The sequence below is a fragment of the Pseudomonas sp. VS40 genome, assembly GCF_018587885.1.
GTDB classification, from domain to species: Bacteria; Pseudomonadota; Gammaproteobacteria; order Pseudomonadales; family Pseudomonadaceae; genus Aquipseudomonas; species Aquipseudomonas pergaminensis.
Genome location: NZ_JAGYWD010000010.1, coordinates 29889 through 43975, shown reverse-complemented (window position 1 = coordinate 43975; position 14087 = coordinate 29889). Strand labels below are relative to the sequence as shown.

At 64.5% G+C, this 14087-nt stretch carries 10 protein-coding genes; 3 read left to right on the top strand and 7 right to left on the bottom strand.

Going from position 1 to position 14087, the window contains the following annotated elements; all coding sequences use genetic code 11:
* Nucleotides 1–56 precede the first annotated feature (56 nt).
* The 7 genes from KHP07_RS24975 to KHP07_RS24945 form a co-directional block, all read right to left on the bottom strand.
* Nucleotides 57–1835: a dipeptide ABC transporter ATP-binding protein gene (locus KHP07_RS24975; RefSeq protein WP_214498196.1), complete on the bottom strand. Its 1779-nt coding sequence runs from the start codon at nucleotides 1833–1835 to the stop codon at nucleotides 57–59.
* A complete protein-coding gene (locus KHP07_RS24970) occupies nucleotides 1832–2641 on the bottom strand; it encodes an ABC transporter permease (protein WP_214498195.1) in 810 nt (269 codons plus the stop codon). The genes KHP07_RS24975 and KHP07_RS24970 overlap by 4 nt, the downstream gene beginning before the upstream one ends.
* A complete protein-coding gene (locus tag KHP07_RS24965; protein WP_214498194.1) occupies nucleotides 2638–3696 on the bottom strand; it encodes an ABC transporter permease in 1059 nt (352 codons plus the stop codon). The genes KHP07_RS24970 and KHP07_RS24965 overlap by 4 nt, the downstream gene beginning before the upstream one ends.
* The gene (locus tag KHP07_RS24960; RefSeq protein WP_078048253.1) at nucleotides 3689–5245 is read right to left on the bottom strand and encodes an ABC transporter substrate-binding protein; all 1557 of its coding nucleotides are present in this window, start codon (nucleotides 5243–5245) and stop codon (nucleotides 3689–3691) included. The genes KHP07_RS24965 and KHP07_RS24960 overlap by 8 nt, the downstream gene beginning before the upstream one ends.
* A gap of 3 nt (nucleotides 5246–5248) precedes the next feature.
* Nucleotides 5249–6436, bottom strand: a complete 1188-nt coding sequence (locus KHP07_RS24955; protein WP_214498193.1) for an LLM class flavin-dependent oxidoreductase — start codon at nucleotides 6434–6436, stop codon at nucleotides 5249–5251.
* 137 nt (nucleotides 6437–6573) lie between these two features.
* On the bottom strand, nucleotides 6574–7305 hold the full coding sequence (locus KHP07_RS24950) for a class II aldolase/adducin family protein (RefSeq protein WP_078048251.1): 732 nt from the start codon (nucleotides 7303–7305) through the stop codon (nucleotides 6574–6576).
* Nucleotides 7306–7320: 15 nt separating this feature from the next.
* Nucleotides 7321–8364, bottom strand: coding sequence for an ABC transporter substrate-binding protein (locus KHP07_RS24945; RefSeq protein WP_078048250.1), 1044 nt, complete (start codon nucleotides 8362–8364; stop codon nucleotides 7321–7323).
* A 360-nt stretch (nucleotides 8365–8724) separates the two neighbouring features.
* Between KHP07_RS24945 and KHP07_RS24940 the strand changes: the two genes are divergently transcribed.
* The 3 genes from KHP07_RS24940 (at nucleotide 8725) to KHP07_RS24930 (ending at nucleotide 13637) form a co-directional block, all read left to right on the top strand.
* On the top strand, nucleotides 8725–9957 hold the full coding sequence (locus KHP07_RS24940; protein ID WP_100490861.1) for an acyl-CoA dehydrogenase family protein: 1233 nt from the start codon (nucleotides 8725–8727) through the stop codon (nucleotides 9955–9957).
* A 76-nt stretch (nucleotides 9958–10033) separates the two neighbouring features.
* Nucleotides 10034–11800 carry an ABC transporter ATP-binding protein gene (locus KHP07_RS24935; protein WP_214498192.1) on the top strand — a complete coding sequence of 589 codons (1767 nt, stop codon included), beginning with the start codon at nucleotides 10034–10036 and terminating at the stop codon, nucleotides 11798–11800.
* On the top strand, nucleotides 11793–13637 hold the full coding sequence (locus KHP07_RS24930; RefSeq protein ID WP_078048247.1) for an ABC transporter ATP-binding protein: 1845 nt from the start codon (nucleotides 11793–11795) through the stop codon (nucleotides 13635–13637). The genes KHP07_RS24935 and KHP07_RS24930 overlap by 8 nt, the downstream gene beginning before the upstream one ends.
* The last annotated feature ends 450 nt before the right edge of the window (nucleotides 13638–14087 follow it).

Genomic DNA, 14087 nt, shown 5'->3' with positions numbered 1-14087 from the left:
TACGACGCAGACCTGTAGGAGCCGGCTTGCCGGCGATCACCGCGCAGCGGTGCCCGTCACCCCAACGACGGCGAATGCTCCAGCAACGTGCGGGTATACGCCGCCTGCGGCTGGTCCAATACCTCATCCACCGCGCCCTGCTCCACTACCCTGCCCACCTTCAACACCAGCACTCGGTCCGCAATGGCGCGGACGACGCCGAGGTCGTGGGTCACGAACAACAAGGTCAGCCCTTCGCGCTGCAATTGGCGCAGCAGGTCGAGGAGCGATGCCTGCACCGACACGTCCAGTGCCGAGGTGATTTCATCGCAGATCAGCAGCCTGGGTTCGCACAGCAGCGCACGGGCGATGGCCACGCGCTGGCGTTCGCCACCCGATAGGCTGTGGGGGTAAAGATCGGCCACCGAGGCCGGCAGCGACACGCGCTTGAGCACCGCCTCGACCCGCTGCCGCGCCGCAACACCTTTGACCGCGAAGAAGTGTTCCAAGGGCGCGCTCAGCGTCTGGTACACGGTTTGACGAGGGTTCAACGCGCGATACGGGTTCTGGAAGATGTATTGGATCTGGTGACGCAACCCCGCATCGCGCTGGCGTGCCTGCAACGGCAGTGGGCGGCCAGCGTAGTGCAATTCACCCAGGGCATTTTCCCCCAGGCCGGCGATGGCCCGTGCCAGGCTGGTCTTGCCGGAGCCGGACTCGCCCACCAACGCCAGGCACTCCCCCGGCTGCACCTGCAATGCAATGTCGAACAGCACCTGCCGGTCGTAGGCTACGTTCAAGCCGCGGATGGACAGCAACGGTGCTTCGGCCTGCGCGGTAACAGCCGCAATCGGTGTCAACGCGATTGCCTGCAACGGCTGGTCATGGGGGACGAGACACGCCACCGCACGGCCCGGCTCCCGGGCCTGCAACGCCGGCTCCTGTAACGCGCACACTGAGGCAAACCGCTCGCAGCGTGGTCCGAAACTGCACCCCTGTGGCCGTTGCCCCGGTGCCGGCGCGTGCCCGGCAATCGCTTGCAACGCGCGACGTCCCGCCACATCCGGGATCGCCGCCAGCAACCCTCGGGTATAGGGATGGGACGGCCGGCTGAACAGCGCATCGCGGCTGGCAGTTTCCACAATGCGCCCGGCATACATCACCATCACCCGGTCCACCAGGTCCTTGATCACCGCCAGGTCGTGGGACACATACACCGCCGCCACACCCTGGCTTTTACACAGGCGCCGCAGCGTGGCGAGGATATGCGCCTGGGTGCTGACATCCAGCGCGGTGGTCGGCTCATCCAGCACAATCAGGCGCGGGCGCAGCACGAAGGCAAGCGCCAGCATCACCCGCTGTTGCTGGCCCCCGGAGAGTTGATGGGGAAAGCGCCGCAGGAACTCCGGATCGTCCGGCAGACCGACGTCTCGCAGCGTTTCATTGATACGTTGCTGCTGAGCCGCACGATCCAGGCCCGACGGATGCACCGCCAGGGTCTCGCGCAACAGGTGACCGATGCGCAGCGCCGGATTCAGCGCGGTGGCCGGGTCCTGGGCGACATAGCCGATCAGGCTGCCACGCGCCCGGCGCAAGGCTTCGCCCTCCAGGCTCAATAGCGCCTGGCCGTCGACCTGCACCTGGCCGCCAACAATCCGCGCGCCGCACCGCGCATGGGCGAGCAAGGCGGTGGCCAGCGTGGTCTTGCCCGACCCCGATTCGCCGACCAAACCGAGGATCTCCCCGGCCTGCAGGTTGAACGAGATGCCCGATACCACATCCACCTGCCCCGGCAACTCCACGCGCAGGTCATGCACCTGCAGGACCCCGGTGTCGATTTCGGTGATTGCGTTCATGGCTGCTTTTCTCCCATCCGTGCGCTGCGCCGGCCGATGCCTTCGGCAAGGATATTGGTGCCGTAGGCAAATACCCCGATCAGCACCGCCGGGGCCAGCACCGCCCAGGGCTGCACCAGCAGGCCGGCCTGGTTTTCATTGATCATCAGGCCCCAGTCCGCCGTGGGCGGCGCCACGCCATAACCGAGAAAACTCAAGCCCGACAGCATGCCCACGCCCCAGGTCAGCATGTTGCCGAAGTGCACCAGCAAGGGCGTGAGGATATTCGGCAGGATCTCCTTGAACAGGATGCGCCAGCGCGAGTAACCCATCATCTGCGCCGCCTCGACGAACTCCTGTCCCGCCACCGCCACCGCACTGGCACGCGCCAGGCGGATCACCCCGGGAATGAACGCGATGGACACGGTCAACACAATCAGCCATGGCGCGCGGCCCAGCATCGACACGATCAGCAGCACCAGAATCAGGTCGGGAAACGCCAGGGACACATCCGCCGACCAGGTAATCAACTGGTCCAGGCGCCGCCGCGACAAGCCCGCCAGCAGGCCCAACGTGCTGCCGACCGCCAGCGCGATACCCGCGGCGGCCACCGACATCCACAACACCGACAAGCCGCCATTAAGCAACCGCGACAGCACATCATGCCCAAGAAAATCAAACCCCAGCCAGGCAGCCCCGACAGGCGCGCCATACACCGGGCCGACCATGTCCGTTGAACCATGGGGTGCAAGCCAAGGGCCGAACAACGCGAAGGCAACCACCAGCAATGTGATCAGTGCGCCTTTACGGATTTGCGGCTCGTTCATGCATCACCTCGGGAACGGCGCCACCACGGCGTGATGCCCCGGCGGTTGCGTTGAATCAGCGTGACCCGGCGCGCGGTGCGCAGCTTGGATGTGAGCAATACAGTGAGCAGGTCGGCGAGCAGGTTGACCAGCACCACCGCCAGGGTGATCACCAGCACAATCGCCTGGATCATCGGCAGGTCGCGCATCTGGATCGCCGCGTTCAGCGCCGTGCCAATGCCGGGGTAACTGAAGATCACCTCGGCCAAGACCGCGCCGCCGATTAGCGTGCGCAGGGTCAGCGCCACACCCTGGATCGCCGGCACCAGCGCGTTGGGCAAGGTGTGCAGCCACACAATGCGCCGGTGCGGAATGCCGCGCAGGTGAGCGGCGATCACGTAATCGGATTCCAACGCCTCGATCATCGCCGCCCGCACCATCCGCGTTAGATAAGGCAATGCGGTGAGGCTCAGGGCCAACACCGGCAGGATCAGAAACTTGAGCTGGCGCAGCAGCGACTGGTCCGGGTCGAGGATCGACACCGCCGGCAAGAAGTCCATGTGCGGCATGGAAAACAGCAGCACCAGGCCTATCGCCAACAGAAATCCCGGCGTGGCCTTGAGAAAGATCAACAGCGACAGGCTCCAGCGATCCAGGCGACTGTCCCGGCGCAACGCCAACGCGACACCCAGCGCCAGCGCCACCGGCACCACCACCGCGATCACGCCGGCCAGCAATGCCAGGGTGTAGCCGAAGCGGCCCCACAGGATATGACTGACGGGCGCATTCGAATCCAGCGACACACCGAGGTCGCCACGCAAGACGGCGCCCAGCCAGCGCAGGTATTGCCACAGGATCGGCTGGTCCAGCCCCAATTGATGCTGCAGGGTAAGGATGCTGTCCAGCGGCGCATCCGGGCCGAGGATCACTCGCGCCGGGTCCGAAGGCAGTGCCTGGGTGGCGATGAATACCACCAGGCTGATGACCCAGGCGGTCAGCAGACCGTAGCCCAGGCGCCCGATAAACCACGACAGCCACGCCGGGGTGCGTGGGGTTTTGCATTGCGGCTCAGACATGGTTCAACCACAACTCGTCAAAACGCCAGGAGGCGAAGGTGGTCTGTTCAGGATTCAGGCCGCCGACCTTCACGGAAGCCGCGTCCAGGACATCGCTGAAACCCCAGATCAACAGGCCGCCGCGTTCGTGCTGGATCTGCTGGGCCTCATGCACCAGGCTTTTGCGCCGCTCAAGATCGGGTTGGGCCAGGGCCTGGCGATACAGGCTGTCGAAGCGCTCATCGTGGAAATTGCTGCGGTTGTAGATCGCCAGCGGCGCGTCGTTGTGCAGCGCCGAAGCCAGGAAGCCTCGGGCAGGTGTCGAGCCTGGCGACAGTTGCCATTGCTCTCGCTGCGGGCCATTGAACACGGCGCCGTCGACCTGGGTCACACGCACCTCCACACCGGCCTTTTTCGCCTGCTGCGCCAATACCAGCGCGGCATTCACACCTGGCCCGGGGGTGGTGGTCAGCTCCACGCGCAAATCGGTGTGCCCGGCCTGGCGCAACAACACGCGCGCCTGGTCCAGGTCGTACGGGCGCTGGGCGATGGCGTGGTTGTAGGTGGGGTCATGGGGCGAATACAGGTCGTTGGCGACGCGGCCAAAGCCATTCAGGCCACGGTCCACCAGTTCCTGCCGGTCGGCCAGCAGGCGGAAGGCCTGGCGCACGCGCACGTCATCGAACGGCGGCTTGGCCAGGTTGAGGTTGAAACCGGTAAACGAGGTGCTCGGCGAGACGCACAACGACAGGCGTGAATCGGCCTTGAGCAACGCGCTGTGCTCGGCCTGCACGCCGCTGGCCACGTCGATCTGCCCGGCGCGCAAGGCCGCCACGCGGGAGACCTGGTCCTTGAACTCGATGATTTCCAGCTCATCGGCATACGGCTGGCCAGGTTTGTAGTAGTTCTCGAACCGCGTGTACAGCGAGCGCTGGCCGGGTACAAAGCGCTTGAGCTTGTAGGGGCCGGCGCCCACCGGGTTGGTAATCGGGTCGTAGTCGGTGGGCACGATGCCGCCGAAGCTGATCAGGGTTTCATCCAGCGGGAAGAAACTCTGGCCTTGTTTGAAACGGATCTCGATGGTGCGTTCGTCCAGCTTGCGCAAGGCATTGCGGTCGATGGCGCCGACCAGCCCGGCAAAGGGCGAAGCCAGCTTGGGATCGGTGAGGCGCAAGAGTGAGAACAGCATGTCGTCGGCGCCGATGGTCTTGCCATGATGAAACTCCAGGCCCGGCTTGATGCGAATGGTCCAGGCGCTGGCGTCGGCGTTGGGCTCGGCAAACTCGGCCAGGGCCAGGCGCGTGCTGACGTCGGTGTTCCATTCCCAGAACTTGCTGTACAGCGCCCAGCCACGGATGATCCCGCCGCCCACCGGTTTGTGCGCGTCGAGGTTGCCAGACTGGTCGCCGTCGATAATGCCGATGCGCAGGCGCCCGCCCCTCACAGGTTTACCCGGCAAGGCCGTCGCGCCTTGGGTGGCCGCACCGCTGTCGCAGCCGCCCAGCAGCAAGCCGCCGCCGACCACCAGGCTGTTGCCGAGGAACACTCGGCGGGAAAATCCGTCACTCATCACTCAAGCCTCTTCGCGCTGTGCAGCCTTGTGGGTCACGCCCAGGCGCGGTACGTCGAAACCGTGGTCTAGGTCCAGCAGTGGGAACAGCATGTCGGCCACGCGGTGGGCTTCATCGATCAGCGGGAAGCCGGAGAGGATGAACGCCGAGGTGCCCTGGGCTTCATATTCGCGGATGCGCTCGGCGACCTGCTCGGCACTGCCCACCAGGTAGGTGCCAGCGGCCGGGCCGAGGATGTTGAAGCCGAACAGGCTCGGGCCGAGCCACACGTTGGGGTAGATCTCCAGTTCGCGCGCTGTGGGCAGGCGCCCGGCTCGAAGGGTCTCGACATTGCGCTGGGTTTGCGGGTCGTCGCTGTGGAAATCCTCGAAGCTCACTCCCGCTGGCAACTGGCGCTCAATGGCGTTGCGCGCGGTCTGCAGCGAAGTGCGTTGCAGCAGTTTCTCGGCGTGGGCCCAGGCTTCCTCCTCGGTCTCGCGCACGATGATCTGCAGGCGGGTGCCGAAGGTCAGTTCGCGGCCAATCTTGGCAGCTTCGGCGGCAACCTTGCGGAACTTGTCGCCAAGTTTCGGCGGGGTATTGGCGAAGCTCAGGTACACGTCCAGCAACTGCACCGAGTGCTCGACGCCAGGCCCCGATGTGCCGGCGCCCCACAAGGGAATCCCGGGTTTCTGGTAAGGCGGATGCCAACCGCCAAGGGGATGGCTGGCCGCGCCGGGCGAACGGGGGGCAAGCTTGACGTACTGGCCGTCATAACCGCGCGTGTCGCCGGCGTAGAAGCCCTGGAATGCGCGCCAGTATTCGAGGCTGAACGCATAACGTTCGTCATGCGGGTAATGCACCCCCAGGGTGGCCAGGCCGGCGTCGTTGCCGTTGACCACGTTGAACAGCAGGCGGCCGTTGGAGAACTGGTCAACCGTGAGTGCCCACTTGGCCAATACCGCCGGCGACAACTCGCCCGGGTGTTGCGCCACCAGGAAGCGCAGGCGCTCGGTGGCGTCGATCAGCGAAGCGGCTACGGCCAGGCTTTCATTCGGGCTGGAGCCGAGCAACGAGCCGTAGTAGCCGAGGCGATCGCTGGCGACCGCGAGTTGCTTGAGGTGTTGAAAGTCGGTTGTCCAGCGGCCTTCGGGTTCCCATGGATAAGGTCCGTCAGGCGTGGTGAGGTACCAGAGAATTTTTACAGCCATGACAAACATCCTTGAATATATCGCCATCCCTGTAGGAGCCGGCTTGCCGGCGATAGCGGTGCATCAGGCAACATCAATGTTGGATGTACCGCCGCCATCGCCGGCAAGCCGGCTCCTACAAGGGGTTCGCGGTGTGTTTAGTTTTTGCGGTCGATAGCGGGTACAAGGCCCAGCGCGGTGGCCTGCTCGAACAATCCGCTCATCTTCCACTGCTGGGTCAGTACGCCCGGTCCATAAGCGCGGGAGCCACCCAGCGCATCCGCGAGCAATTGCAGCTGTGCGCCCTCCTCCAGCAACAGGATGAATTCCGCGGTGGCGCGCAGCCCTTGCTTGCCCCATACAGTGGAGCCGCCGTTGGCTTCAAGGATTGCCAGGTTGAAGGGGTTCTCGGCGATCTTGTCGAGGATGAAGTCCACTTCCTGCTGGCGGCGGTCGATGTACACCGGCAGTTCCCGCGCCAACTGGTAGCGCTGCACCGGTACGTAGTGGAACGGCAAGGTGCGATGGGTCTGGGCCCAGGCGCCCAGGTACGGCGAGTGCACATGGGACACGGTGGTCACGTCGGCGTGCTGCTGGAACAGCTTGGTGTAGCGGCCCAGGCCCCCCTTGCCCTTGCCGAGGATGACGTTGCCGGCAAAGTCGGTCACCGTGGCTTGCAGCGGTTTGCGGTAGTTCCACGGGCCGCCGTAGTTCACCGACACCAGCAACTCCTGGCCGGGGACGCGCTCGATAAAGCCAACGGTGCCGTTGGCGGTAATGGTGTTGGTTTCACGGAATACGGTGAAAGCCTCTTCGGCCTCCAGCAGCACTTTGTCGACAAAGGCCTGCAGTTCGAGGCTGATGGGTTGAGCGTGGACAATGGCAGTCATGGGAGTTCTCCAGGTTCAGGCGCGGCGTTTGGCCAACAGTTCATGGGCGGCTTGCAGAGGGCGCGGATCGACCCAGTCGGCGATGGAAAAATCGCGCTCCAGGAAGCCGTGCAGGTAAAGAAATTCTTTTTGGGTGCCGAGAAAATCCAGGCGCTGGGCCGACAGGTCCGGCGCCAGGGTGGTGTGGAAATCCCCGCGATAGGCTTCGGCCACCCCGGCGCTGCCGGCGCGGGTTTCTTCTTCGAGGATGGCGTTGAGGCCGTCGCGATTGTTCGCCGCCCACTCGGCAGCACTGAGGGTTTGCGCGAGAAAGCGCACCACCAGGTCAAAGTGGTTGTCCAGCAGGCTCTGGTGCACGGTGATCGGCCGTGGCGTGCCGTTGTTGATGCGATAGCGCGGCTCGGCGATCAGGTCCAGGTCGATGCCCACCACCAGCCCTAGGCGCCGCGCGGCGTCCGCTGCCGACGCGCCCTTGACGTACACCGCGTCCACCTCGTCGCGCACCAGGTAATCCAGGCCCGACCACAGGCGTTGCAGGCCCTGTTGCGGGTCCGGGGCTTGGGACTGGTCCTGCAAGGCCACTTCCACCAGCTCGACATCGTCGAACCCAAGACCCGCCAGGCTCAGCGCGCCCTTGTAGCCGTGCAAACTCATGGCGCGAGCGATGCTGCCGGGGCGGCTGTCACCCCAGGCCGGCAGGGCCAGGCGCTTGCCTTTCAAGTCTTCGGGGCGGGTGATGCCGGAGTCCGGGCGCACAAGGATGGTTTGCCATTCTTCGATCCAGGTCAGGCCGATCAGCCGGCTTGGCGCACCGGCAGCACGTGCGGCCAGGGCGGGGACGTTGCCGCCTTCGCGAAACAGCCCAGGCAGGTCGTGATCGTAGTGATGACGGCCCAGCTGGCGGGCCTCCTGCAACGTCGACACGGGCAAGCCGTCCGGCGCGAACTCTTCGGTCAACCACCCCAGCTTGTAGGCGATGCCGGATGCCGTCGGCACCGGGCAGCGGGTAAACCAGATCTGCTCAAGCTCAGGCGTGGGCAGGACAGCGGATAGGGTCATGGGGAGCTCCATTGAATTGGGCAAGTCAGTGGAGGGAGGTATTGCAGAGGCCGTGCCAATCGGCGCGCCCCCCGGTTTACAAGGGTATTGGTGCTTGCTGGAGCAGGCGACTGCTGACCTGCCAACAGCACTGTTGCTGCGCCAGCAGCCACTTGCTCGAGCTGCTTCTCCAGCAGCACCCCAGACTGCGCAGCCCCTGTACAGCATGGCTTTTCACATTGGCTTGGAACTTGCTCAAGCCCATTCCAACACCGCAACCCCTTGTAGGAGCCCGGCTTGCCGGCGATGGCGTTCTTGAAAACGCCATCGCCGGCAAGCCGGGCTCCTACAGGATGCGAACCAAAACAGAAGGATGAATGCATGACTACGTTTGAACAGGCGCCTATACGCCAACTGCACAGTGAAGCCGATGCCATCGCCGCGGCCAAGGAGATCGCGGTGGAGATCGCCGCCATCGCCGCCGACCCGGAGCAAAACGGCCAGCTGCCGTGGCGCCAGGCACAGCTGTTATCCGAAAGCGGCATCACCGCTATCGGCGTGCCGAAAGCCTTTGGCGGGCTGGGAGCTTCAGTGCAGACCATCGTCGAGACCGTACGGATTATCTCGGTGGCCGATGGTGGCGTCGGCCAACTGCTGCAGATCCACAACGTGATGCTGCGTGGGATTTTCAACGGCTACCCAGACGCGGTGCGTGATCGACTGGTCAGTGATGTGCTGGCCGGCAAGCGCTTCGGCAACGCCCTGGCCGAAGTCGGCGGCAAGAATAAGTTCGCGCTCAAGACCCGCGTCGAACGCCGCGAGGACGGCGCGCTGGTGCTCAATGGCAGCAAGTTCTACTCCACCGGTTCTTACCTGGCCGAATGGATCTCGCTCACCGCTGCCTCGGACGACGGCGGTGCGGGTGTATTGCTCAACCGCGATACCCCAGGCCTCACGCTGGTGGATGACTGGGCCGCTTTCGGCCAGAAGAACTCGGTCAGCGGCACGGTGAATTTTGACAATATCGTGCTGGATGAAGACTACGTATCGCGTCGCAAAGGCCCAATGAAACGTACCGGGCTGACGTTCCCGCAGATCCTCCACGCCGCCATCGACACCGGCATCGCCGCCGGCGCCTTGGCCGCCGCCGTCGACTACCTCAAGCACAACGCACGGCCGTGGGTGGAAAGTGGCGTCGACCATGCCAACGAAGAGCCTCACATCATCAAGCAGATCGGCGAATACGCAGTGGCCCTGCGTGCTGCCGAATCGCTGCTGCGCGACGCCGCGCGGGTGTTTGATGCCCATGAGTTGGACCCGGAGAACAAAGAACTGCAGGACGCGTTGATCCTCTCGGTCGCCACCGCGCGTGCGCATTCCGACAGCGCTTCGCTGAAGATTTCCAGCGATATCTTCTCGTTGCTGGGGGCCAGTTCGTCGCTGAGCAAATGGAACCTGGACCGCTTCTGGCGCAATGCGCGGGTGCACACCACCCATGACCCGATCCGCTGGCGTTTGCACCACGTGGGCAACTACTACCTCAACGGGGTGGACCCAGGCGAATACACCGCGATCCTGAATGCCAAGGAAACCCAAGGCGCCACCCGCACATAAAACCCTAACGGTAGGAGCCCGGCGTGCCGGGCTCCTACCGGTTCGGCATCCTCCCGTTTATGCCTACGAGCTTTTCATGATTGAACAACACCCTCTTTTACGCAGCCTGGCGATCTACCGGGAAATGCCCTGGCGGTTCGCGCTGGTGGCGGCGCTGTACGTGGCGATCAACCTGGGGCTGGTCTGGCAGCAATGGCTGATCGGCCACGCCGTGAATGACATGAGTGCCGGCCGCGCAGTCGTCCATGCGCCTGACGGCAGCCTGGATGCCAGCCTCGGCTGGTACTGGCTGGCGCTGATGCTCGCCGTGGCGGTGGGACGCGGCGTACTGCAATACATCGCCAGTGTGCTGTCGCTGGTGATCAGCCAGGCGCTGCTGACGCGCCTGCGCGAACGCATTCTGGCCCAGGTGCAAAGCCTGCACCTGGGGTATCACTGGCAGCACGGCATGGGCGAGATGATCACGCGCACCACCCGCGACGCCGACAAGGTTCGCGACGCCTTGATCACCTTCTGGCGGCAACTGGTGGAAACCCCGCTGGTGGTGCTCGCCACCGTCGGCCTGTTGGGCTGGTATGACCCACTGCTGGGGCTGGTGCCCTTGCTGCTGACAGTCACCGGGCTGTGGATTTTCGTGCGCCAGACCGAGCGCCTGGTCAGCCTGGACCGTGCGGTCGGCAGCGCCTATGACCGCGTCAACCAAGACCTCAGCGAAGGCATCGGCGGCGTGCGTGTGATCAAGTCTTTTGGCCTGGAACAGCAGCGGATCCAGGGCTTTGCTGATCAGGTCACGGTATTCGCTTCGTTGGCCCGCCAGGCCCTGGCGTATTCCAGCTCGCGCATTCCGCTGCCTCAGGCCGTAGTTGCCCTGGGCCATGTGTGGATCCTGGTGTACGGCGCGCACCTGGTCGCCGCCGGGCAACTGGGGATTGGCGAACTGGTCACCTCGCTGCTGATCGCCACCACGCTGGTGTTTCGGATCGAAGGTATCGGCCGGGTCATGCAGACTTTTGCCGATGCGCGGGCGAGTGCCGAACGTATCTGGCAACTGCTCGATGCGCCCTCGGCGATCCTCAGCGGCAATGGCGCCCTGCCCGCTGGCCCGCTGGGGCTCAAGCTGGAGCATGTCAGCGTGACGGCTCCGGGGGGTGGCCGCGACATTCTGCATGACTGCTCGCTGACCTTGCAGCCCGGTGAAATCGTCGCACTGGTCGGCGCCACCGGCACTGGCAAAAGCCTGTTGGCCAGCCTGTTGCCGCGCCTCAGCGATGTGACCGCCGGGCGCTTGTTGCTGGGTTCGGATGCCAACGGCTGGCAGGACATCCGCGACCTGCAGCTCGGCCCGCTACGCCAACGCGTGCACGTGGTACCCCAGGAAAGTTTCCTGTTCGCCGGCACCCTCGCCGCCAACCTGCGCCTGACCGCCCCTGCAGCTACAGACGAACAGTTGCGTGCAGCCTTGCACCTGGCCGCTGCCGAAGACGTGTTGCAGCGCCTGCCCCAGGGCCTGGAAACCCCGTTGGGCGACCGTGGCGTGACCTTGTCCGGCGGCCAGCGCCAACGCCTGTGCCTGGCCCGCGCGCTGCTGGGCACCCCGGACATCCTGTGCCTGGATGACGCCACCAGCGCCCTTGACGCGATCAGCGAACGCCAGGTGCTGAATAACTTGCGGCAACTGCACGGCACCACAGTGTTGGTGATCTCCAGCAAGCTCTCGACCATTCTGTTGGCCGACCGCGTGCTAGTGCTGGACGACGGCAGGATCAACGCTCACGGCCGTCACACCGACCTGCAATCCACCCATGCGCATTACCGCGACCTGCTGGGGATCGACCATGGCTAACCCACTGCCAGGCAAAGCCTTGAGCGATATCGAAATCGAAGAAATGCTGGCCAAGAAAGCCCTGGACCGCAGCATGTTCAAGCGGCTGCTGCCCTTGCTACGGCCAATCCGTCGGCAGATTGTGGCGGTGATCGGCATCGAAATCCTGCTGGTCTTTACCGTGTTCCTGCGGCCGTGGTTCGTGCGTGAGCTGCTGGATCGGGGGCTGATTCAACAGGCCGACCACTGGCTGCTGGACGAGCGCCTGGTGCTGTGGCTGGGCCTCGGCCTCGCAGCGAGTTGGCTGGTGCGCTTCCTGCTGGCCGGCGTTTCGCAATTCGTGGCAGGCGGCGCGGCGATCCGCGTGCTGAACGCCCTGCGCGTGCAGGTGTTCGCCCATGTGCAAAGCCTGAGCGTGGGCTACTTCGACCAGACCCGCGCCGGGCGCATCATTTCCCGGGTCGACCGCGACGTTGACGCACTGGAACCGCTGGTGATCCAGGGCCCACCGGAACTGCTCGGCGCCCTGCTGCGCTGCGGCCTGGCCGCCGTGATGCTGTGGCGCATCGATCCACGGTTCTTCTTGAGCCTGGTAGCAACAGTGCCGCTGCTGGTGCTCGCCACCTGGAGCTTCAAGCGTATCTCCCAGCGCAACTGGGCCAAGGTCGCGGAAAACCGCAGTCGCTTTACCGCCCACCTGGTGGAAAGCGTCAGCGGCGCGCGCCTGCTGCAACAGTGCGCCCAGGAAGCACCGAACCTGCGGCGTTATCGCGTGCTGCTGGATGACTTCAACCAGGCGCTGATTCGCGGCAGCCTGCGCTCGTCGTGGTTTGCCCCGTTCACGGCACTGCTCAGCTCGGCGGGGATTGCAGTGTTGCTACTGGTGGGCGCGTACGGGCTGGCAGCGGGCGAAGTGAGTGTCGGCCAGGTCGCGGAAAGCCTGTTCTATGTGTTTCTGTTCCTGGGGCCGTTGCAGGAACTGTCGGACCTGTTCGAGCGCTACGCCACCGGCTCGGCGTCGGCGCAGCGGATTTTCCTGCTGCTCGATACCACCCCGCAGATTATCGACCGTCCCCAGCCACGTCTCTTGGAACGTGCACGGGGCGAGGTGCATTTTGACCACGTGGGCTTCAGCTACGGGCAAGCGCCGGTTATCAACGGCCTCAATCTGCATATTCCGGCGGGAGAAGTGCTGGCGATTGTCGGGCCCTCTGGCCATGGCAAAAGCACCCTGGTGCAGTTGCTCACGCGCTTCTACGAAGCCCAGTCCGGCGCGGTGCGACTTGACGGCATCGACGTGCGCGACCTGGCCCAGCACACCCTGCGCCGCCATGTTGGCGTGGTGTTGCAGGACAACGTGCTGTTCAGCGGCAGCATCCTCGACAACCTGCGCCTGGCCGCGCCGTTGGCCGACGACGCGACCTTGATCGCCGCTGCCCGTGAGTTGGGTGCGGATGAAGTGCTGGAGCGTTTGCCCCATCAGTACTGCACCGAAGTCGGTCCTTTGGGGGCGCATTTGAGCCACGGCCAGCGGCAACTGGTGTGCCTGGTGCGGGCGTACCTGGCGGACCCGGCGGTGCTGGTGCTGGATGAGGCGACATCGGCGGTGGATATTCATACCGAGCGCCGGATTCAGCGGGCGCTGCGACGGCTGTGCGAGGGGCGGACGGCGATCATCATCGCGCATCGATTGGCGACGATTCGCGATGCGGATCGGATTGCGGTGGTCAGGCATGGTCAGGTGGTGGAGCTTGGGCCGCATGCGGGGCTTATTGCTCAGGGGGGTGCGTATGCGGCGTTGTATCAGACGTATTTGCGCAGTGCCCATGTACGTGAGGGGGATGTGGTGGTTCTTTAGGTGATGGGGTGGATTGGAGTACATATCCGTTTTTTTGGTGATGGCGTCTTATGGTTCCGCTCTCACCCCGGCCAGCGTGTTTAACGGGGCGGCCTAGTAGCCGACCGATATTGAAAGCCGATCTCGGTCAACCTGTAGGAGCCGGCTTACCGGCGATGGCATCACCTGGGTGAGCCTGCTGTACCGAGTCGCCTGCATCGCCGGCAAGCCAGCTCCTACACGTATCTGCCTTTGATCCAACCACTCACTTTTGATCGTAGGCGCCCCGTTAAACACGCTGGGCGGAACCCATACCCGCCGTTACCCAGATAACGGATATGTGCCCCACCCCCTGCTGCCCCCCAAACACCCACTGCTGCAAAGGTGCTGCTACAGCAGCACCCTCCCTCCAGAACCACCACCAACCCCCTGCAACCATTGCCCCCAACCCCAATGGCATGCCCGTTGCAC